This is a genomic window from Blastococcus sp. CT_GayMR16 (genome assembly GCF_004570875.1).
Lineage (GTDB): Bacteria > Actinomycetota > Actinomycetes > Mycobacteriales > Geodermatophilaceae > Blastococcus_B.
Genome location: NZ_SPQK01000003.1, coordinates 107,982 through 128,946, shown reverse-complemented (window position 1 = coordinate 128,946; position 20,965 = coordinate 107,982). Strand labels below are relative to the sequence as shown.

General features: G+C 72.1%; 22 protein-coding genes and 1 other RNA gene. 19 read left to right on the top strand and 4 right to left on the bottom strand.

Going from position 1 to position 20,965, the window contains the following annotated elements; all coding sequences use genetic code 11:
• Window positions 1-67: 67 nt before the first annotated feature.
• Entirely contained in the window at window positions 68-1,831 is a 1,764-nt protein-coding gene (locus E4P38_RS05380) for an EAL domain-containing protein (RefSeq protein WP_245160806.1), read from the top strand.
• 3 nt (window positions 1,832-1,834) lie between these two features.
• Here the strand turns inward: E4P38_RS05380 and E4P38_RS05375 are convergent, their stop codons facing one another.
• Window positions 1,835-2,122 (bottom strand): DUF6343 family protein, encoded by a 288-nt coding sequence (locus E4P38_RS05375; protein ID WP_135130746.1) that lies wholly within the window; start codon window positions 2,120-2,122, stop codon window positions 1,835-1,837.
• Between the two features lie 46 nt (window positions 2,123-2,168).
• On the opposite strand from E4P38_RS05375, the gene prfB reads away from it, so the two are divergent.
• From prfB to ssrA, 13 genes are all read left to right on the top strand, one after another.
• The gene (gene prfB, locus E4P38_RS05370) at window positions 2,169-3,281 is read left to right on the top strand and encodes a peptide chain release factor 2 (protein WP_135130745.1); all 1,113 of its coding nucleotides are present in this window, start codon (window positions 2,169-2,171) and stop codon (window positions 3,279-3,281) included.
• Window positions 3,282-3,439: 158 nt separating this feature from the next.
• Complete coding sequence (gene ftsE, locus E4P38_RS05365; protein WP_135130744.1) at window positions 3,440-4,129, top strand: cell division ATP-binding protein FtsE; 690 nt, start codon at window positions 3,440-3,442, stop codon at window positions 4,127-4,129.
• Window positions 4,130-4,213: 84 nt separating this feature from the next.
• Window positions 4,214-5,098, top strand: coding sequence for a permease-like cell division protein FtsX (gene ftsX / locus E4P38_RS05360; RefSeq protein ID WP_135130743.1), 885 nt, complete (start codon window positions 4,214-4,216; stop codon window positions 5,096-5,098).
• Window positions 5,099-5,151: 53 nt separating this feature from the next.
• Window positions 5,152-5,490, top strand: a complete 339-nt coding sequence (locus E4P38_RS05355) for a hypothetical protein (RefSeq protein ID WP_135130742.1) — start codon at window positions 5,152-5,154, stop codon at window positions 5,488-5,490.
• Window positions 5,463-5,939, top strand: coding sequence for an SsrA-binding protein SmpB (smpB, locus tag E4P38_RS05350; RefSeq protein ID WP_135130741.1), 477 nt, complete (start codon window positions 5,463-5,465; stop codon window positions 5,937-5,939). Before E4P38_RS05355 ends, smpB begins: the two co-directional genes overlap by 28 nt.
• Complete coding sequence (locus E4P38_RS05345) at window positions 5,936-6,859, top strand: NADP-dependent oxidoreductase (RefSeq protein WP_135130740.1); 924 nt, start codon at window positions 5,936-5,938, stop codon at window positions 6,857-6,859. Before smpB ends, E4P38_RS05345 begins: the two co-directional genes overlap by 4 nt.
• Complete coding sequence (locus E4P38_RS05340; RefSeq protein WP_209308948.1) at window positions 6,859-7,755, top strand: amidohydrolase family protein; 897 nt, start codon at window positions 6,859-6,861, stop codon at window positions 7,753-7,755. Before E4P38_RS05345 ends, E4P38_RS05340 begins: the two co-directional genes overlap by 1 nt.
• On the top strand, window positions 7,755-8,132 hold the full coding sequence (locus E4P38_RS05335) for a VOC family protein (protein ID WP_245160805.1): 378 nt from the start codon (window positions 7,755-7,757) through the stop codon (window positions 8,130-8,132). Before E4P38_RS05340 ends, E4P38_RS05335 begins: the two co-directional genes overlap by 1 nt.
• Before the next feature lie 76 nt (window positions 8,133-8,208).
• Window positions 8,209-9,210 (top strand): GNAT family N-acetyltransferase, encoded by a 1,002-nt coding sequence (locus tag E4P38_RS05330; protein ID WP_135130737.1) that lies wholly within the window; start codon window positions 8,209-8,211, stop codon window positions 9,208-9,210.
• Between the two features lie 10 nt (window positions 9,211-9,220).
• Window positions 9,221-10,105 carry a hypothetical protein gene (locus E4P38_RS05325; RefSeq protein ID WP_209308947.1) on the top strand — a complete coding sequence of 295 codons (885 nt, stop codon included), beginning with the start codon at window positions 9,221-9,223 and terminating at the stop codon, window positions 10,103-10,105.
• 237 nt (window positions 10,106-10,342) lie between these two features.
• On the top strand, window positions 10,343-11,482 hold the full coding sequence (locus E4P38_RS05320; protein ID WP_135130736.1) for a magnesium and cobalt transport protein CorA: 1,140 nt from the start codon (window positions 10,343-10,345) through the stop codon (window positions 11,480-11,482).
• Window positions 11,483-11,485: 3 nt separating this feature from the next.
• Window positions 11,486-11,896, top strand: a complete 411-nt coding sequence (locus E4P38_RS05315) for a protein-tyrosine phosphatase family protein (protein ID WP_135130735.1) — start codon at window positions 11,486-11,488, stop codon at window positions 11,894-11,896.
• A 66-nt stretch (window positions 11,897-11,962) separates the two neighbouring features.
• Window positions 11,963-12,338: a transfer-messenger RNA gene (ssrA, locus tag E4P38_RS05310) on the top strand.
• Between the two features lie 61 nt (window positions 12,339-12,399).
• Here the strand turns inward: ssrA and E4P38_RS05305 are convergent.
• Both E4P38_RS05305 and E4P38_RS05300 read right to left on the bottom strand, forming a co-directional pair.
• Window positions 12,400-13,434, bottom strand: a complete 1,035-nt coding sequence (locus tag E4P38_RS05305; protein ID WP_135130734.1) for a uroporphyrinogen decarboxylase family protein — start codon at window positions 13,432-13,434, stop codon at window positions 12,400-12,402.
• A gap of 45 nt (window positions 13,435-13,479) precedes the next feature.
• Entirely contained in the window at window positions 13,480-14,718 is a 1,239-nt protein-coding gene (locus tag E4P38_RS05300; protein ID WP_135130733.1) for a serpin family protein, read from the bottom strand.
• A gap of 128 nt (window positions 14,719-14,846) precedes the next feature.
• Between E4P38_RS05300 and E4P38_RS05295 the strand changes: the two genes are divergently transcribed.
• From E4P38_RS05295 to E4P38_RS05280, 4 genes are all read left to right on the top strand, one after another.
• Window positions 14,847-15,719, top strand: coding sequence for an alpha/beta hydrolase (locus E4P38_RS05295; protein WP_245160804.1), 873 nt, complete (start codon window positions 14,847-14,849; stop codon window positions 15,717-15,719).
• Window positions 15,720-15,728: 9 nt separating this feature from the next.
• On the top strand, window positions 15,729-16,016 hold the full coding sequence (locus E4P38_RS05290; RefSeq protein ID WP_135130731.1) for a DUF1905 domain-containing protein: 288 nt from the start codon (window positions 15,729-15,731) through the stop codon (window positions 16,014-16,016).
• 21 nt (window positions 16,017-16,037) lie between these two features.
• On the top strand, window positions 16,038-17,618 hold the full coding sequence (locus E4P38_RS05285) for a Na+/H+ antiporter (RefSeq protein WP_135130730.1): 1,581 nt from the start codon (window positions 16,038-16,040) through the stop codon (window positions 17,616-17,618).
• An 84-nt stretch (window positions 17,619-17,702) separates the two neighbouring features.
• Window positions 17,703-19,067, top strand: a complete 1,365-nt coding sequence (locus E4P38_RS05280; RefSeq protein WP_135130729.1) for an FAD-dependent monooxygenase — start codon at window positions 17,703-17,705, stop codon at window positions 19,065-19,067.
• Here E4P38_RS05280 and E4P38_RS05275 read toward each other — a convergent pair.
• Entirely contained in the window at window positions 19,040-19,945 is a 906-nt protein-coding gene (locus E4P38_RS05275) for a helix-turn-helix transcriptional regulator (protein WP_135130728.1), read from the bottom strand. The genes E4P38_RS05280 and E4P38_RS05275 overlap by 28 nt on opposite strands.
• A 157-nt stretch (window positions 19,946-20,102) precedes the next feature.
• On the opposite strand from E4P38_RS05275, the gene E4P38_RS05270 reads away from it, so the two are divergent.
• Complete coding sequence (locus tag E4P38_RS05270) at window positions 20,103-20,957, top strand: SDR family NAD(P)-dependent oxidoreductase (RefSeq protein ID WP_135130727.1); 855 nt, start codon at window positions 20,103-20,105, stop codon at window positions 20,955-20,957.
• The last annotated feature ends 8 nt before the right edge of the window (window positions 20,958-20,965 follow it).

The following is a 20,965-nucleotide window of genomic DNA, read 5'->3' as shown; positions in this document are numbered from 1 at the left end:
CGCATGCCGATGTAACTGCGAGGGGCACCGGATCGGCGTGCCCGCGACGAGTGGGGGATCGGTGGCCGTGCGACGCGGGCGAGTCGAACTGCCCGCCGACGTGCGCCCACGCGACAGCGACCCAGCGGCAGAGGCCGCACTCGTGCGAGCGGTCCTCGACGCACTGCCGTCGCCGACCACGCTCATCGACGCGGACGGCACCATCCTGCTGACCAACTCGGCGTGGGACGACATGGCCGACCTGCTCGGCTCCGACCTGCTCGTCGGCGTCGGCGGCAGCTACTTCGCCATGGCACTGCACATGCAGGACGACGGCACCAACCGGGCGCTGATCGCGAGCCTGGGGGAGCTCTCGCGGGGCGAGCGCACCAGCGTGTCCTCCGACTACGCGCTGCCGCACGCCGGTGGTGTCACGTGGTTCCACCTGCAGGCCACCAGGCTCAGGGAGGCGGGGCACGTCGTGGTCACGCACACCGACGTCACCTCGCGCGTGCGTGCCGAGCGTGCATCGACGTGGCGTTCGCGGCACGACCCGCTCACCGAACTACCCAACCGCGCGCGGTTGCACGAGCTCATCGACACCGAGCTGCGGCGGCCCGGCCGGCCAGCGGTCACCGTGCTCTTCCTGGACGTCGACGGGTTCAAGGAGGTCAACGACTCCCTCGGCCACGAGGTGGGCGACGACCTCCTGCGACAGCTAGCGGCGCGGCTCATCGAGCGCACGCGTGCCGAGGACGCGGTCGGCCGGCTCGGTGGGGACGAGTTCGTCGTCCTCTGCACCGACTGCGACGTGGACGGCGCCGAGGCGCTGGCCGAGCGCTTCCGGACGTCGTTCGACCGGCCGTTCGACCTCGGTGGCCGTGTCGCGCGGCTGACCGCCAGCATCGGCGTCGCCACCGCTCGCGAGGGCGACAGCGACGTCCGCTCCACGGACCTCGTCCGGGACGCCGACCTGGCCATGTACGCCGCGAAGGCCGCCGGGCGCAACGGCGTCCGGACGTTCAGCAGCGAACTTCGGTCCGCCGCCCAGTACCGGCTGCTCGTAGCCGCCGAGCTGGAGGAGGCCATCGAGACCGGCCAGCTCGTCCTCCACTACCAGCCGGTGCTCCACCTGCCGACCGGCCAGGTCAGCGGCGTCGAGGTCCTGGTGCGATGGGAGCACCCCGAGCGCGGACTGGTCCCGCCGATGGAGTTCATCCCGGTCGCCGAGCAGCACGGACTCATCGTGCCGCTCACCCACTGGGTGCTCCGGACCGCGACGCGACAGACCGCCGAGTGGGCGCGGGCGGGCCTCACCCTCATCACCGGGGTCAACATCAGCGCCAGCCACTTCGCGACCGGCACGCTGGTGGACGACGTCGCTGCGGCGCTGGCCGCGGCCGGTCTGCCCCCCGAGCAGTTGATCCTGGAACTGACCGAGACCAGTGTCGCCGAGGATCCGCGGGGGGCCGCCGCTCAGTTCGCCGCGCTGCGCGTCTCCGGCGTCGAGGTCTCCATCGACGACTTCGGCTGCGGGTACTCCTCGCTGAGCCAGCTCGTGTCCATGCCGGCCGGCGTCCTCAAGATCGACCGCAGTCTGGTCAACGGACTCGACGACGCGTCGGGTCAGTCGGCCGCCGCGATCGCCGCCGTCGTCAGCCTCGGGCAGGCCTGCGGCATGCGCAGCCTCGCCGAGGGAGTCGAGACCGCCGGTCAGCTGCGGATGGCCGCCGAGCTCGGCTGCACGTTCGCGCAGGGCTACTACATCGCCCGCCCGATGCCGGCCGATCAGCTCGAGCGGTGGATGCCGGAGCACGCGCGACAGCGCGCCGTGGTCGCCGGCCGCGCCTGACGATCAGCCCGGTTCGCCCCGCGCCTTGCGGCGCACGATCACGACGATGTCCACGAGGGCGATCGCGCCCAGGACGAAGAGCACGACAGCGGCCCACGTGGGGGCGCCGACGGCCAGCACCGCGATGCCGCCGGCCACGCAGACGAGCACGCCGAAGACCGCCAGGACCAGACGGAGGGTGAGCGCCGACTGGGCCGGCGGCGCGCCCGCGAAGCCGGCGGTCGGGTCGTGGTAATCGGGGAGGCCGCGCTCGTAGTCCTCCCGCGAACGGGGTCGTCGAGGCTCGCTCATCCAGCAATTGTCTCCCCGTGCGGCGGGCGCACTACCCTGGCTAGACGTGGCTGCCGACTTCTCCGTCGTACTCGACGAACTCAACACGACCCTGAAGTCGATCGAGGCCGTCCTCCGCGTCGACGACATGCGCAACGAGATCGCCGACCTCGAGCAGCAGGCCGCCGCCCCCGACCTGTGGAACGACGTCGAGGCCGCCCAGGCGATCACCTCGAAGCTGTCCTACCTGCAGGGCGACCTCCGCCGGGTCGAGGAACTGCGCGGCCGGCTCGACGACGTCGCACTGATGCACGAGATGGCCGCGGAGGAGAACGACGAGGCCACGACCGCCGAGACCGAGCGCGAGCTGACCAGCATCCGCACGGTCATCGACGAGCTCGAGGTCCGCACGCTGCTCTCCGGTGAGTACGACTCCCGGGAGGCACTGGTCACCATCCGCTCCGAGGCCGGCGGCGTCGACGCCGCCGACTGGGCCGAGATGCTCATGCGCATGTACCTGCGCTGGGCGGAGCGGCACAAGTACCCGACCGAGGTCTACGACGTGAGCTACGCGGAGGAGGCCGGGATCAAGTCGGCCACCTTCGCCGTGAAGCACCCCTACGCCTACGGCACGCTGTCGGTCGAGCAGGGCACGCACCGGCTCGTGCGCATCTCCCCCTTCGACAACCAGGGACGACGGCAGACCTCGTTCGCCGGCGTCGAGGTGCTCCCGGTGGTGGAGCAGACCGACCACGTCGAGATCCCCGAGAACGAGATCCGCGTCGACGTCTTCCGCTCCTCCGGCCCCGGCGGGCAGAGCGTGAACACCACCGACTCCGCCGTCCGGATGACGCACATCCCGACCGGCATCGTGGTGTCCTGCCAGAACGAGAAGAGCCAGATCCAGAACCGCGCGGCCGCACTGCGGGTGCTGCAGGCGAGGCTGCTCGTCGTCCGGCAGGCCGAGCAGCGGGCCGAGATGGACGCGCTCAAGGGCGAGGGCAGCAGCTGGGGCAACCAGATGCGGTCCTACGTCCTGCACCCGTACCAGATGGTCAAGGACCTGCGGACCGAGCAGGAGACCGGCAACACCGCCGCGGTCCTGGACGGCGACATCGACGCCTTCATCGAGGCGGGCATCCGCTGGCGCCGTCAGCAGGAGACCGTCGACGCGACCTGACGAAGGTCACATCGGGACACCGCACGGGCCGGACACAACCGTCCGTGACGACCCACCTGGCAGTTCCGCCACGTCCGTCACGCTGTGCGCATACGACTCCCGGCGGTTCCTCCGCGAACGCGCCGTCGTGGGGCCGGGGGCAGGTAGCGTGGCACCTCGTGATCGAACTGCAACACGTCACCAAGCTCTATCCGGCCAGCGGCCGCCCGGCTCTCGACGACGTGTCCACCGAGATCGACAAGGGCGAGTTCGTCTTCCTCATCGGGTCCTCCGGTTCGGGGAAGTCGACGTTCCTCCGGCTGCTGCTGAAGGAGGACACCCCCACCTCGGGCAACGTCGTCGTCAACGGCAAGGTCCTCAACACGATGAGCAAGTGGCAGGTGCCGAAGCTGCGCCGGACCATGGGCTGCGTCTTCCAGGACTTCCGCCTGCTGCGTGACCGCACGGTGGCCCAGAACGTGGCCTTCGCGCTCGAGGTGATCAACAAGCCGACGCGGACGATCAAGCGGGTCGTGCCCGAGGTGCTGGAGATGGTCGGCCTGGAGGGCAAGGCCCACCGGCTGCCCAACGAGCTCTCCGGTGGTGAGCAGCAGCGGGTGGCGATCGCCCGCGCGTTCGTCAACCGGCCGCTGGTCCTGCTGGCCGACGAGCCCACCGGCAACCTCGACCCCGAGACCAGCGAGGGCATCATGCTGCTGCTCGAGCGGATCAACCGCACGGGCACCACGGTGATCATGGCGACGCACGACTACCACATCGTCGACTCCATGCGCCGTCGCGTCATCGAGCTCAACGGGGGCGTCATCACCCGCGACCAGACGCGCGGCGTCTACGGGGTCGGGCGCTAGAGCCGCTGACAAGTCATCAGGCCCACGTGCAGCTGACGTCGCGGCGATCGACTCGCCCCGTGCACGAATCCAGATAGGGAATCCATGCGCGTCAATTTCGTCCTCTCCGAGGTGGCCACCGGGCTGCGTCGCAACCTGACCATGACGGTCGCGATGATCCTGACGACCGCCATCTCGCTCGGTCTCATGGGCACCGGCATCCTGATCGCTCGAATGATCTCCGACATGAAGGAGATCTACTACGACAAGGTGCAGGTCTCGATCTTCCTGGCCGACGGCGTCACCGACGAGCAGCGCTCGGCCATCGAGACGGAGCTGAAGGACTCGCCCGAGGTCAAGAGCTACATCTACGAGTCCAAGGACGAGGCGTACGAGCGCTTCCAGCAGCAGTTCAGCCAGCAGCCCGAGCTGGTGCAGAACACGCCTGCCGACGCGCTGCCGGAGAGCTTCCGCGTCGAGCTGGTCAACCCCGAGCGCTACCCGGTCATCGCCGAGGAGTTCCCGAACGGGGAGAACGGCGTCGACCAGGTCCGCGACGAGGGTGACTTCCTGGACCGGTTGTTCAGCCTGCTCAACGGCGCCCGCAACGCGACGATCGCCGTGGCGGTGATCCAGGCGCTGGCGGCGCTGCTCCTGATCTCCAACACCATCCAGCTCGCGGCGTTCAACCGGCGCAACGAAACGAACATCATGCGGCTGGTCGGGGCCTCGCGCTGGTACACCCAGCTGCCGTTCATCCTCGAGGCCGCGTTCGCCGGGCTCATCGGTGGGCTGCTCGCCGTCGGCGGGCTGGTCCTCACCAAGGTCCTGTTCGTCGACCGCACGCTCGCCGGCCCGATCAAGGCCGGCATCATCACCGGGATCGACTGGAGCGCCATCGTCTCGACGGGCGCGATCATCACCGTGGGCGGCGTCGCCCTCGCCGGCTTCGCCTCCTACGTGACGCTGCGGCTCTACGTCCGCCTGTAGGACCATGCTCGACGGGTGACTGCACGGCCCCCGTCCGGGTGGCCGCTGAGGGCATGCACGGCGACCCGCATCGACACGGACCGGTTCCCGACCTCGGCCTGCCCGAGGTGGTCGACTTCGCGCTCGGTGCGGGCGCCATGGCCACGGCGATGACGGCCCTGGCGAGCGGACTGTCCGGCTCGGAGGCGGCACGGCGCGTCGCCCGGCAGGGCGTCCGGGCCGAGCTCCTCCGGGTGACGGCCGACCTGGTGCCGACGCCCCGCGATCCGGAGGACGCCGCCCGCCCCGGGCGCGAGAGTGCCCGGCGGCGGTCGACCCGGGCCGGCGCCATGATCGTTCTCCGCCCCGACGGTAACCTGGGGTCATGCCGCGGGAGACAGGGCGAAAGCTGATCGCCCAGAACAAGAAGGCGCGGCACGACTACTCGATCCTCGACACCTACGAGGTCGGCCTCGCGCTGACCGGTACCGAGGTGAAGAGCCTGCGTGCCGGCCGCGCCTCCCTCGTCGACGGGTTCGCCTCGATCGACGACGGCGAGGTCTGGCTGCAGCACGTGCACATCCCCGAGTACATGCAGGGCACCTGGACGAATCACGCGCCGCGCCGCAAGCGCAAGGTGCTGATGCACCGCGCCGAGATCGACAAGCTGGTCAGCAAGATCAAGGAGGGCGGGCTCACGCTCGTCCCGCTGGACCTGTACTTCAAGGACGGCAAGGTCAAGGCCACGCTGGCGCTGGCGAAGGGCAAGAAGTCCTACGACAAGCGGCACGATCTCGCCGAGCGCGACTCGCGCCGGGAGATCCAGAAGGCCTTCGGGCGCTATGTGAAGGGCCGCCGTTGAGAGCCGCCGTCTACGACGGGTTCGGCGACGAGTCGGTCCTGCGGATCGTTGCCGACCACCCGGAGCCGCCGGTCGGTCCGGACGTCGTCCTCGTCCGTGCGCACGCCGCGGGCGTCAACCCGGTCGACGTGGCGATCCGCGAGGGCTACCTCGTCGGCGCCTATCCCCACCACTTCCCCATCACCCCCGGCTGGGACCTCAGCGGCGTCGTGGAGCAGGTGGGCCCGGCGGTGGTCGACTTCGCGGTCGGCGACGAGGTGTTCGGCTACGTCCGCCGGGACGACGTCCAGTGGGGCACGGCTGCCGACCTCGTGCCCGTGCCGCAGCGCTGCCTCGCGCACAAGCCGGAGTCGCTGTCCTTCGCCGAGGCCGGGGCACTGCCGCTGGCCGGGCTGACCGCCTACCAGGCGCTCGCCGAGGTGCTCGACGTCGGCGAGGGCGACCGGGTGCTGGTGCACCGGGCATCCGGCGGGGTCGGCTTCTTCGCCGTCCAGATCGCGGCCGCACTCGGTGCGCACGTCATCGGGACGGCGAGCCCGAAGAACCACGGCTTCCTCCGGGACGCCGGCGCGGCGGAGATGCTCGACTACGCGGCCGGCCCGATCAGCGGGCAGCTGAGCAAGCCGGTCGATGCCGTCCTCGACCTGGTCGGCGGGGAGACGCTCGCCGACGCGCCCCAGCAGGTGCGCGACGGGGGGCGGATCGCCTCGATCATCGACACCGCCGTCCTCGACCTGGGTGGGCGTTACGTCTTCGTCCGGCCCGACCAGCACGACCTGGAGGAGCTCGGGCGGATGGCCGACGCGGGCCAGCTGCGGGTGTCGATCGCGAAGGCGTTCCCGCTGGAACAGATCGCCGACGCGCACCGCCTGGTCGCCGGCGGGCACGTCCGAGGCAAGGTCGTCGTCACCCTCCGATGATGAGTCCGGTGCAGCCGCCGGCCGACGACGCCGACGTCCCGCGGTACTGGCGCGAGCTCGGCCTGCCCGGGCTGGTCGACGTCCACGTGCACTTCCTGCCGGAGCGGGTGCAGGCCAAGGTCTGGCGCTACTTCGCCTCGGCCGAGGCGCACTACGGCGCCGCCTGGCCGATCACCTACCCGCTGCCCGAGGACGAGCGCCTGGCCGTCCTCGAACAGCTCGGCGTCCGCGCGTTCCCGACGCTGCCCTACCCGCACCGGGCCGGGATGGCGGCCTGGCTGAACGACTGGTCGGCCGAGTTCGCCGCCGCGCATCCGCACGTTCTCCCGTCGGCGACGTTCTTCCCCGAGCCGGAGGCGCCCTTCTACGTCGCCGAGGCGCTGGACCGCGGCACCCGGATCTTCAAGGTGCACGTGCAGGTCGGCGCCTTCGACCCGCGGCACCCCCAGCTCGACGCCGTGTGGGCGCGGCTCGAGCAGACCGGCACCCCCGTCGTCATCCACTGCGGGTCCGGCCCGCTGTCCGGCGAGCACACCGGGCCGCGGCCGGTGACCGGTCTGCTGGAGCGCTATCCCCGGCTGCAGCTGGTGATCGCGCACCTGGGCATGCCGGAGTACCGCGAGTTCATGGACCTGGCCGAGCGCTACGAGCGGGTGCACCTGGACACCACGATGTTCGCCACCGACTTCACCGAGCGGCTGATGCCCTTCGACCTGGCGGACCGGCCCCGGCTGTCGGCCCTGCGGGGCAAGGTGTTGCTCGGCAGCGACTTCCCCTCGATCCCGTACCCCTACGCCCACCAGCTGGCGGCACTGCACCGGCTGGACCTGGGGGAGGAGTGGCTGCGCGCCGTCCTCTGGGAGAACGGTGCCCGTCTGTTCGGACTGGAGGCATGATGCCGAGCTTCACCCTCACCGCCGCCGTACTGGGCACCCCCGACCCGCGCGGCCTGGCCCGCTTCTACCAGCGGCTGCTCGGCTGGCCGATCCGCGACGACGAGGAGGAGTGGGCGACCCTGCGGCCGGCGGACGGGAGCACCGGGCTGTCCTTCCAGCTGGAGACCGACCACGTGCCGCCGGTGTGGCCGCCCGAGCCGGGCACCCAGCAGATGCAGCAGCACCTGGACATCCTGGTCGACGACCTCGAGGCGGCCGGCGCCCTCGCCGTGCAGGCCGGCGCCGAGCTCGCGGGCGGCCACGAGGACGACGGCGAGGTCGTGCGCGTCTACCGCGACCCGGCAGGCCATCCGTTCTGCCTCTTCGTCCGGAAGTGACCCGCAGCGCGACGGCCGGAGCGGCGTCTGCAAATCCGGTCGCCCGGCGGCCGTTCGCTCCCTAGCCTCGGACGGCGTGAGCCCTCCGCTGCCCGACGGTTTCAGCGCCGTCGCCCTGTCCGACGACGACGTGGCCGCCGTCGCCGCCCTGCTCGCCGCGGCCGAGCAGGTCGACTCCACGGGCGAGTACCCCGACGCCGAGGACGTCGCCGAGTGGTGGCAGGGGTGGGGCCTGGACCCCGGGCACGATGGTCTGGCCGTCCGCGACGCAGCGGGCATCGTCGTGGCGTACGTGACGGTGATGGCGTCCCCGACCTTCCGGGACGCGTTCGCGGTCTACCTCGAGGGCCGGGTGCGTCCCGACGTCCGGGGACGCGGCATCGGCCGGGCGCTGCTGGCCTGGCAGCTCGACCGCGGGACGGCGCTGCACGCCGAGCGGCACCCGGAGGCGCCGGGCGCGCTGACCGTCGAGGTCCCCGGGGGCATGCCGGCACTCGAGTCGCTGGTGCGCCGGGCCGGTCTCGCGGCGGAGCGCTGGTACCGCGAGATGCAGCGCCCGCTCACCGACGTCCCGGAGACACGGCCCGTCGCCGGCGTCGAACTCGTGCCGTTCACCTGGGACCGGGACGACGAGATCCGCCGGGCGCACAACGCCGCCTTCACCCGGCATCACGGGTCCTCCGAGCGGGACCCGGAGGCGTGGCGCGCGCTGTTCACCGGGCAGCGCGGCTTCCGGCCCGATCTCTCCCGCCTGGCCGTCGAGGACGGGGCGGTCGTCGGGTACGTGCTGTCCTACGTCTACGAGGCCGACACCGCGGCGCGGGGCACGCGCGAGGTCGTGCTGGGCCAGATCGGCGTGCTCCCCGCCGCCCGGGGCCGGGGGGTGGCCAGCGCGCTCATCGCCGAGGTGCTGCGGACGGCGGCCGGCAACGACTGCGCGAGCGCGGGGCTCGGCGTCGACACCGACAACGTGACCGGAGCCCTCCGGCTCTACGAGGGGCTGGGCTTCCGGACCGTCCGGACCCGGGTCTCCTGGTCGCTGGACCTGCCCCCGGTGGCGGAGTCGGTCGCTCAGTAGGGTGCGGCGCATGGTCAGCGCCGATCAGCACCCGTCCGGTCTCGATCCCGCGGTCGTGGCCCGCGCCCACCGCGCGATCGAACCCCTGCACGCGCACATGTACTTCGCGCCCGAGCACGACGAGAAGTTCAGCGCCCTCGGGCTGCGCCCGGGCCGGATGTCCTACTTCGCCGGCCGGGCCGCGCCGATGGGGGCGGTCGGAGCCGGCGTCGTGACGGCGACCTTCTACAACTTCTCGCCCTCGCTGGTCGCGCACATGATCCCGCGCGCCTGGACCCTGGCGTCCCCCGACCAGGTGGTCGACGCCCGGTGGGAGGTCGCGCGGGCGTCGCTCACCAGACTGCTCGGCGCCGACGTCATCGATTCCGCCGAGTTCGCGGAACTCGCGGGTCTGCTGCGCGAGGCGTGCGATGCGCTGACCCCCGAGGGGCGCCCCCTCTACGCCGGGCACGCCGACCTCGGCTGGCCCGGCGAGCCGCTGCTCGACCTCTGGCACGCCGCGACGCTGCTGCGCGAGCACCGCGGCGACGGCCACATCGCCGCCCTGCTGCACGCCGACCTCAACGGTCTGGAGGCGCTGATCACCCACACCGCCACCGGCCGCGGCTTCACCCTGCCCGCGGCCAAGGCGACCCGCGGCTGGAGCGAGGACGAGTGGGCGGCCGAGTCGGCCGCGCTGGTCGAGCGGGGTCTGCTGTCCGACGACGGACTCACCGCCGAGGGGCAGGACCTGCGCGCCCGCATCGAGGCCGAGACCGACGTGCTGTCGGCCGACCCGTGGCTGCTCCTCGGTCCGGAGCGGACGGCGCGGGTGATCGACATCGGCAAGGGCTTCGCGCGACAACTGGTCGCCGGCGGCGCGTTCTCGGCCGAGGTCTTCGCCGGCGGACGCTGAGCCTGTCACCCGTCCGGGCGACTGGACAGCACATGACACGATGGACGACGGCCTCCGCACGGGACGGCGGCCTTCTGCGGGAGAGAGGTGAGCCGATGCGCAGCGATTCGCGTACCGAGCCCCCCAGTACCGGGCCCGAGGTCCTCCCCACCTGATCGCCGCGGCAGTGCGCGGCCGGACGGCGTGTGCGGAGAACCTCCCGGTGCCCACCGCCCTCCGCCCGTCCGGGAGCCCGTCATGACCGACCGTCGCCTCGCGCCGCTCACCGCCCTCACCACGCTCACCCGCCGGCCCGCGCGGGGCGAGCTGCGTCCTCCGCTCGCCGGGGCACCCGCACCCGCGGCGCCCGCCGCACGCTCCCGAGTGGTCGACAACGCCGTCTACTCCGACGGACGCCGGGTCGCCACGCCCCCGACCGCCGAGGAGAGCCGCGACGAGCTGCTCGCGGGGGAGGACCGGCTGGCGTGGCTGGGCCTCTACCGTCCCGAGCCGCAGGAGCTGGGCGCCCTCGCGGAGCTCTTCGACCTGCCCGAGCTCGCCGTCGAGGACGCGATCAAGGCCCACCAGCGGCCCAAGTTCGAGCGCTACGGGAACACGCTGTTCGTCGTCCTCAAGTCGGCGCGGTACCTGGACGAGGCGGAGGAGGTCGAGTTCGGGGAGCTGCACCTGTTCCTGGGGGCCGACTTCGCTATCACCGTGCGGCACAGCGAGTCGCCCGATCTCTCCCGGGTGCGCCGGCGGCTGGAGAGCGAGCCGGCGCTGCTGGCCAAGGGCAGCGAGGCCGTGCTGTACGCGACGCTGGACGCCGTCGTCGACGGGTACCGGCCGGTCGTCGACGGGCTGGCCAACGACATCGACGAGATCGAGACCGAGGTCTTCCGCGGGGACCCGGGGGTCTCGCGGCGCATCTACGAGCTGTCGCAGGAGGTCCTGGAGTTCCAGCGGGCGTCGGTGCCCCTGACCGCGATCCTCGCCGCGATCACCGCCGGCTTCGACAAGTACGGCGTCGACGAGGAGCTGCGCAGCTACCTCCGGGACGTCGCCGACCACGTCACCCAGGTCAACGAGCGGGCGGAGGGCTTCCGGCTGCAACTGCGCGACATCCTCACCGTCAACGCGACCCTGGTCGCCCAGCGGCAGAACGAGGAGATCCGCGAGCTCACCGAGGCCTCGATCGCGCAGGGCGAGGAGGTCAAGAAGATCTCCGCCTGGGCGGCCATCCTCTTTGCGCCCACCCTCGTCGGCACCGTCTACGGGATGAACTTCGACGAGATGCCCGAGCTGAGCTGGCAGTTCGGCTATCCGCTGGCACTGCTGCTGATGCTCGGAGTCAGCCTGACGCTCTACCTGGTGTTCAAGCGGCGCGACTGGATCTGAGCGATGGCGGACTGGGCGCAGGAGCGGGGCGTCGTCCGGCTGCCCGGCGGTGCGCTCGTCCGCGGACGACGACTGGGCCAGGCAACGAGTTCGGCCGACTTCGCTCTCGTCCTGGCCGAGGGGCCACGGCCGCCGTGGCCGCACCGGCGCGTCCGCTGGCCCGACTACTGGGTCCCGACCAGCACCGCCGACGCGCTCGATGCCCTGCGGGAGCTGCGTCGCCGGGCGGCCGCCGGCGAGCGGGTCGAGGTCGCCTGCCGCGGGGGAGTGGGGCGGACCGGGACGGCGCTCGCCGCGCTCGCCGTCCTCGACGGGCTGGACCCGGCTGCCGCCGTCCACTGGGTGCGTTCGGCATACTCCCGGCGGGCGGTCGAGACGCCGTGGCAGCGGTGGTGGCTGCGGCGGGTCCGGTGAGGGACACCCCCGTCCGGGGGAACACGGCCGGGCCCGGGACCGTTACCCTCTCCGTACAACTACACAGGGGGTGAATGGTCTCGACTTCGGTCGTGTGACCAGGGGAAGCGAGCCGAGGAAGGCAACGATGAGCTCGTTAACCATCCGTTGCAAAAAACACAAGCGCCGATTCCAATCAGCGCGACTTCGCTCTCGCTGCCTGACGGTAGCTAGGCGAGTCTGTCAGCCCGGGTTCGTCATCGGCCCGGATCCTGGCATCAGCTAGATGACTCACTGCGCGCGCCGGTCGCGGACGCGCGTAGGACACCACACAGCGACTGGGCCCGTCACACCGACTTGTCTGCAGGATCGGTGGGGTCGAGTAGAGGCAGTGCGGACTGCGCTCGGAGAAGCCCTGGTAATGCGCCGAAGGACGCGGGTTCGATTCCCGCCACCTCCACCACCCCTGTTGTGCACGAGAGCCCCGGTCGGGTCACCGACCGGGGCTCTCGTACGTCCCCTGCCTACAGCTCGGACCGCAGCATCGCGGCTGCCTGGGCCAGTGCGCGCATCTTGCCGACCGCCGACGCCCGCGGGAGGTACTTCAGGCCGCAGTCGCTGGAGAGGACGAGCTTGTCGACGTCCACGTGGTCGAGCGCGCGTCGCACGCGGATGACGATCGTCTCCGGGGTCTCCACGTCGGGCGTCGAGAGGTCGAGGACGCCGAGCGCGATCCCCTTCCCGCGCAGCGGCCGCAGGCTGGTGGGGTCCAGATGCGACTGCGCCGTCTCGACCGAGATCGTGTCGGCCGGCACGTCCGCGAGCTCGGGCAGGAACGAGTAGCCCTCCGGCCGCTCGGCGACCATCGCCGCGTACCCGAAACACAGGTGCACGTGCACCGGTCCCGCGGCATCGGCCACGGCGCGGGTGACCACCTCGACGCCGTAGCGGCGGGCCACCTCCGGGCGCGCCTGCAGCCACGGCTCGTCGATCTGCACGATGTCGGCGCCGGCCGCGAACAGGTCGGCGATCTCGGCACGGACGACGTCGGCATAGGCGAGCGCCAGCGCGCGGTCGTCGCCGTAGTGATCGTCCTGCGCCTGCTGCGCCATGGTGAACGGGCCTGGGACCGTCATCTTGATCGTGCGGTCGGTGTGGGTCCGGAGGAAGCGGACGTCCTCGACCTGGACCGGCCGGGGCCGCCGGATCTCGCCGGTCACCCGGGGCACCGGGATGTCGATGCCCGACCGGTTCCGGACGGTTCCCGGGTTGCCGACGTCGATGCCCTCGAGCGCCGTGGCGAAGTGGTTGGAGTAGGACTCCCGGCGGATCTCGCCGTCGGTGAGGATGTCCAGCCCGGCCTCCTCCTGAGCCCGGATGGTGACCAGGGTGGCGTCGTCCTGGGCCTCGACGAGGTGCTGCGCCGGTATCCGCCAGAGCTCTGCCGCCCGGACCCGCGGCGGGAACTGGTGCCCGAGCCGGTCCCGGTCGATGAGCCAGTCGGGCTGGGGGAGGCTGCCGACGACGGAGGTGGGCAACGGCGGGAGCGCGGAGGGCATGGACCCATCCTGGCGGGGGCGGGACGACCGTCGCGCGGTGGCCGGTCAGGTGGACGGGTCGTCGACGACGGCGACGAACAACGGTGACCGCGTCGCCGTGTCGGTGAGCAGGACGAGGAAGGGACGATCGAAGGTGACGGTCTCCGACTGCCCGGGGGCTGCCGCGGACACGTCCATCGCCACCCCGGTCGCGGCCGCCGCCTCCGAGCCCTCCTCGTCGACCTCGAGGAACGTCTTCTGCACCACCTGCGAGATCCGCAGACCGTCCGCGCCGAGCCCCGAGTAGTCGCCCTCGGCCGGCAGTCCCATACCGGCCAGCACGTCGAGCAGCTGGTGTGACTGCGCGATCGTCATCCGCGGCAGTCGGACACCCGTCTCCTCCGATTCGGCGTCCTGCAGTCCGGCCAGCGTCGTGCCGTCGACCGTGCAGGGATCGGTGCCCTCGGGCGGCAGGACGGCGACCGCGCTCAGGGTGCCGTCCCGGTAGGGCAGCTCGACCGACTGCCACCCGTCGACGGCGCGGCCGGCACCGGTCGCGCCGCTCATCATGTCGACGTCCACCTCGCCGGACGGCGTCGCGAACGGAGCCGGCTCGGTGTCGTCGAAGGCGTCCGCCCACCGGGCCCTGAGGTGCAGGGCATTGGTCAGGACGGCCACCGTGCTGGGCTGGAGGGGCTCGTCGAAGAGCTCCTCGATGATCCCGCGGGTGTCGTCGGCGACCGTGGTGTTGATCCGGTCCGTGGCGCCGTCCGGATCGCCGGCGAAGTCGAGCGCGCGCACGTCCGCGTCGAAGGCGGTCGCGAGGTCGTCGAGGTAGCGCGGGTCGGGTTCCAGGCCGGTCGCCGTCCAGAGCCGGTTGCTCATCTGCAGCGCGTCGGGTGCGTCGTCGGCGTCCAGGTCGCCGTCGTAGCGCAGGCCGTCGAGCGCCTGCGTGTGTTCGCGCATCGCGGCGACGAGGTCCGGTGACCACGGCGGCAGGTGGAGCAGGGCACCCACGGCGTCCGCGGTCCGTCCGTCGGCGGCGGGGAACAGCAGGCTCAGTGCCTCCGCCGCCGAGGTCGGTGAGAGCAGCAGGTTCTCGCCCGCGGTCCCTCCGCACACCGCGTGCAGCAGGTCGAGACCGAAGGCGGTCTGACGCTCGGGGACCTCGGCCGAGGTCATGGTCCCGGTCTGCACCGGGACCACCGCTCCCCGGTGCACCGACGGCGAGGCGCCCGCCGTGCCGCATGCGGCGAGCCCCGCGGCCGCGCAGGCAGCAACGGCCAGTCGTGCGTGCCCCGACATCGCATCTCCTTTCGGTCGTCTGCCTCCTGGACGCGCACCGATGGCCCGGGGTTGCCTGCCGAGGCGGACGCATAGGGTCTCCGCGGCACGAACGCCGGCGAACGGGGGAGCAGATGGCCAGCCTGCGGATGAGAGCTGTGCGGGCGGTACTGCGGCTGACCCGCAAACGCGGGATGGCCACCGTCGAACGTGCCCGGAAGCGGATCGCGGCGCCGAAGGCGTCCTACGCACCACCCGCGGCACTGCGCAAGCGGCACGACGTACGCAGCCGGGAGGTCGAGGGCTTCCCGTGCACCACGGTCGCCCCCCGGGACGGCCGGTCCACGCGCGCGGCGATCTACCTCCACGGCGGTGCCTACATCAGCGAGATCTCCCCGCAGCACTGGACGTTGATCTCCGCGCTGGCCGACGCCGGCGTCCGCGTGGAGGTGCCCAGCTACGGGCTCGCTCCGCAGCACACCTACCGGGAGGCGTATCCGTTCCTCGGATCCGTCTACCGCCGGCTGCTCGCCGACGTCGACGCCTCCGCGATCACGTTCGTCGGTGACTCCGCCGGTGGGGGTCTGGCACTGGGGTTCGCCCAGACCCTGGCCGGAGTGGGCCTCCCGCAGCCGGGCCGGCTGGTGCTGATCTCCCCGTGGCTGGACCTGACGCTGAGCAATCCCGACCTCGACGCCATCCGCGATCCCTGGCTGAACAGGGTCGGACTGGCCGAGGCCGCAGCGGCGTGGGCCGGCGGCGACGACCCCACCGACCCCCGGCTCAGCCCGCTGAACGGGCCGCTCTCCGGTCTGGCCCCCATGGACGTCTACGTCGGCACCCGTGAACTCTGCCTCCCCGACGTCCTGCTCCTGAAGGACCGCTGCGCCACGGAGGGGGTCACGCCGCAGGTCACGGTGTGCGAGGGCGCCGTGCACGTCTACCCGCTGGTGCCTGCGCCGGAGGGGCGCGCGGCCGCCCGGACGATCGTCCGGAGCGTGTCGCAGGACTCCGTTTCCTAGGCTGACCACGTGGAGTTGGAGTTCACCGGCGAGGTGTGGTCCTGGCGGGGGCCGTCGCCGTACCACTTCGTCACCGTGCCCGACCCCGAGTGCGAGGAGTTGCGCGCAGCGTCAGCACTCGTGACCTACGGCTGGGGGATGATCCCCGCCGAGCTCAGGATCGGGTCCACCCGGTGGACGACGTCGCTGTTCCCCAAGGACGGCGGTTACGTGGTGCCGCTGAAGGACAAGGTCCGGAACGCCGAGCGGATCACCGTGGGTGACACCGTGACGATCAGCGTCGCCGTCGACGTCTGACCGTCCGCCGGAGGGGGACACATGCTCGGACTCGAACTGGTCGTCGTCCTCGGCGCGACCTTGCTGATCGCCGGGGTCCTGGCCCGCCGGCTGCGGTTGGCCCCGCCGCTCCTCCTGCTCCTCTGCGGCGTGCTCCTCGGGTTCGTCCCCGCGCTGCGTGAGGTGCACCTGCCGCCCGAGGCGATGCTGCTGATCTTCCTGCCGGCACTCCTGTACTGGGAGAGCCTGACCACCTCGCTGCGGGAGATCCGCAGCAACCTGCGCGTGATCGTCCTCGCGAGCACCCTGCTCGTGATCGCCACGGCCGCGGCGGTCGCGGCGGTCGGGCACGCCCTGGGGCTGCCGTGGGGGCCCGCGTGGGTGCTGGGAGCCGCACTGGCGCCGACCGACGCCACGGCCGTCGGCGTCCTGGCCCGGGCGCTGCCACGCCGGACCGTCACCACGCTGCGTGCTGAAAGCCTGGTCAACGACGGCACCGCGCTGGTCGTGTACGGCCTCGCCGTCGGCGTCACGGTCGGCGAGGAGAGCGTGGGGACGCTGCACGTGGCGGGTCTGTTCCTGGTCTCCTACGGCGGCGGCGCGCTGGTGGGGGTGCTGGTCGCCTGGCTGGCGACCCAGGCCAGGAGGCGCCTGGACGACCTGCTGCTGGAGAACGTGCTCATCCTGCTGACGCCGTTCAGTGCCTTTTTGCTGGCGGAGGTCGTGGAGGCCTCGGGGGTCCTGGCCGTCGTCGTGTGCGGACTGATCATGAGCCAGGTCGGCCCGCGCCTGAGCCGGGCAGACACCCGCCAGATGACGACGGCGTTCTGGACGCTGTCGACCTACCTGCTCAACGGCGCCCTCTTCGTGCTCGTCGGGCTGGAGGTCCAGGCGTCGGTCCGCGGGCTGACCAGCACCGACCTGGCACGCGGGCTGTTCGCCGTGGCCGCCGTCTCGGCCGTGGTGATCGGCGTGCGCTTCGCCTGGTTGTTCACCATGCCCTACGTGATCCGCGCGCTGGACCGACGGCCGCAGCAGCGCCTCCGTCGAGTCGGACCCCGAGGGCGCGTGGTCAACGGTGTGGCCGGCTTCCGGGGCGCCGTGTCGCTCGCCGCGGCGCTCGCCGTGCCCCAGACCGTGGCGTCCGGTGAGTCGTTCCCGGGGCGCGACCTGATCGTCTTCGTGACCGCGGGCGTCATCGCGGTGACCCTGCTGCAGGCGCTGATCCTGCCGGCGGTGGTCCGCTGGGCCCGGCTGCCTCGCGACACCTCCGTCGAGGAGGAGCAGCGGCTCGCCCAGAGCGAGGCCACCGGCGCGGCCCTGGCGGCGCTGCCCGGGGTTGCCGCGGAGCTGGGCACCGACCCGGACGTGATCGAGCGGACCCGGCGCGAGTACGAGGAGCACCTGCACGTCACGCATGTCGGTGAGGACGACGAGGACGAGCCGGTGGCCCGTCACGAGGAGCAGTACGCCGCCCTGCGGCTCGCCCTGCTCGCCCGCAAGCGGACCACGGTGCTCGCGCTCCGCGACGAACAGCGCATCGACGACATCGTGCTGCGCCAGTACCAGGCCCGGCTGGACATCGAGGAGGTCCGCCTGTCCCGGCGCGAGGTCGCCGACTGACACCCAATCCCGTTGACGCGGCGACCCGCACGAGAACACGCTCCCTCCAGTCGAGGCGCCCTGGGCGCGGGACGAGGCGTTCTGATGCGGGTCGCGATCATCGGAGCCGGCCCGGCCGGCTTGTTCCTCGGTGGTGCGCTGGCCGGCCGGGGCCACGACGTCATCGCGGTGGACCGCGACACCCGGCCGCCGGCCGGCCACTGGCCGCGGCCCGGGGTGATGCAGTTCCACCACGCGCACGCTTTCCGGCCGCAGGTAGGGAGGGCACTCGGGCGCGAGTGGCCGGCGGCGCTGGACGCGTGGCTCGCTCGCGGCGCCGAGCCCATCACCTTCGACGTCCCCGGGATGGGCGTCGTGCCCGCCGGGCACCGGTCGCGCCGCGACACCTTCGAGCGAGCCCTGCGGGCGACGGCGGACACGGTGCCGGGCCTGACGGTCGCGCAGGGGCACGTGGACGGCGTGATCTCCTCGGCCGGGCGGGTGCGCGGCATCGTCGTCGACGGCTCTCCGGTGGAGGCGGATCTGGTGGTGGACGCATCCGGACGGTCCGGCCGGAGCGTCGACGCGCTGCGCGCGCCCGCCTCGGCGGGGGGCCCGTGCGGCATGGCGTACGTCGACCGGCAGTACCGCCTGCACGACGGCGCGGAGCCCGGGCCGATGTCGAATCAGCTCGCCTGGCAGGGAGACTTCGACGGCTATCAGGTCCTGGTGTTCCTGCACGAGCAGGGCCACTTCTCGGTGGTGCTGGTGCGGCCGACCGCCGATCCGGCGCTGAAGGACCTGCGGCACCAGACGGCCTTCGAGGCCGTCTGCCGAGCCATCCCCGGCCTCGCCGCGTGGACCGACCCGGAGCGCGCGGCCCCGGTGACCGACGTCCTTCCCGGCGGCCCGCTGTACAACACCTACCGCGGACAGCGAGGGCGCGACGGACGGCCGTGCATCCCCGGGCTCGTCAGCGTCGGTGACGCGGTGGCCACGACCACCCCGATCTTCGGCCGCGGCGTGGCGACGACGTTCCTCCAGGTCCAGCAGCTGGTGGCGCTGCTCGGCAGTGTGACGGATCCGGGACTCGTGGGGGAGCCGTTCGGCGACTGGTGCGAGGCCACCATGCGCCCGTGGGTCGTCGACCACGTGGACATGGACGGGGACTCCGTCCGTCGGTGGGAGGGCGGGGACGTCGACCTCACCCGTCGGTTGCCCTCGGACCTGATCATGGCCGCGGCCGAGCGGGACCCCGCCATCGGGCCGGCGCTCGGGGGATACATCTCCATGCTGCAACTGCCCTCGTGTCTGGACCCCGTGGAACCTCTTGCCCGCCGCGTCTACGAGTCCGGCTGGCGGCCCGCGTTCACTTCCGGCCCCACGCGCGCCGAACTGCGGGAGATCGTCGCCGGCGCTCTGAGGGAGTCGCCCGAGCCGGCTCAGGCGGGGCGGTCCTCGGGAACCTGATCGGAGGCCGGCTCCTGGACGGGTGACGTGGCCCAGCTGGCGAGGAAGCGCAGCGCCTGGTGCGACGTCGACCCCGGTGCAGCCGTATAGCTGATCAGCGCCAGGGCTTCGTCGCCCGGGAGTTCCATCGTCTCGTAGTCGAGCGTGAGGTCACCGACGACGCGGTGGTGGAAGTGCTTGGTGCCGGCGGTGTGCCGCCGGACGTCGTGCGCGGCCCACAGGGCGCTGAACCGGTCGCTGCGGGTGGTCAGCTCACCGATGAGCTCGGTGAGCATCCGGTCGTCCGGGCGCCGTCCCGCCTCGGCGCGCAGCAGTGCGACCCCGGTCCGCGCCGCGAGGTTCCAGTCCGGGTAGAAGTCCGTCGAACGGGCGTCGAGGAACGTGTAGCGGGCGTGGTTCGGCGGGCGGCCCGCAGCACCGCGGACGACGTCGCCGTCGTACAGGTCGCAGTACAGCGCCCGCCCGAGCTCGTTGGTGGCCAGGACGTCCAGGCGCCCGTTCTGGACGAACGCGGGGACGTCGGTCATCGCGTCGAGAAGCTGCTGGAGTCCAGGGCGCACCCGGTGCGCGGGACGTCGGCGGGCCGGACTCGCGGAGGTCGACCGCCGGGCGAGATCGAACAGGTGGGCGCGCTCGGCCTCGTCCAACTGCAGTGCGCGGACGAGCGACTCGAGCACGGACTCCGAGACGCCCTGCGCGTTGCCCCGCTCGAGGCGCGTGTAGTACTCGACGCTGACGCCGGTGAGGAGCGAGACCTCCTCCCGGCGCAGCCCGGGCACGCGCCGGTGCCCGCCGAAGGTCGGCAGACCCGCCTGCTCCGGGGTGACCTTCGCGCGCCGGGAGATCAGGAACTCGCGCAGCTCCTTGCGGTTGTCCACGACGACCAGGCTAGGTCGTCGTCCGGCCATGAGGGGGTCCCTGGCGGTACCCCCTCAGCCCAGGCTCTCCCACATCCCCGCCGACGCGCGTTCCCTGGGTTCCGACGAGGTCGCGAACGCACCCCTCGTCCCGACGACTCCGCATGGAAGGCAACTCATGAGTGACAAGAAGGTCTGGTTCGTCACGGGCGCAGGCCGCGGGATGGGCGTGGACATCGCCTTGGCCGCCCTGGCCGCGGGCCACGCGGTCGTGGCCACCGGTCGCGACCCCGAGCGGGTCGGCGCCGCCGTCGGCCCGCACGACGACCTGCTGACGGTCGCCCTGGACATCACCGATCCGGCCAGTGCCCGGGCGGCTGTCGACGCCGCCGTCGAGCGCTTCGGCCGGATCGACGTCCTGGTCAACAACGCCGGCAACTTCTACGCCGGATTCTTCGAGGAGATCACCCCGGAGGACTTCCGGGCCCAGATCGAGACCAACCTGTTCGGCCCGCTGAACGTCACCCGCGCGGTGCTGCCGGTCATGCGGGCTCAGCGGGCCGGTCACGTCGTCACGATCAGCTCGACCGCCGGACTCATCGGCGGGGAGTTCACCAGCGCCTACGCCGCGTCGAAGTTCGCCCTCGAGGGCTGGATGGAGTCGCTGACGCCCGAGGTCGCGCCGTTCGGCATCCGCACCACGGTGGTCGAGCCCGGGTTCTTCCGCACCGACCTGCTCACGGCGGGGTCCACGAACTACGCCGAGCCCTCGATCGACGACTACGCCGAGCGCACCCGGCAGACCGTCGCCGCCTGGAACGACATGAACGGCCGGCAGGGCGGCGACCCGGCCAAGCTCGCCGTCAGCCTCGTCCAGGTCGCCACTCAGGAGAACCCGCCGCTGCGCTGGGTCGCCGGCGCCGACGCCGTCCAGGGTGTCGAGCAGAAAGCGAACGACCTGCTCGCCCAGGTGGCCGCCCACCGGGAGCTCTCCTCCTCCCTGGCTCACGACGATGCCCCGGCGAACGCCTGAGGGTGGCC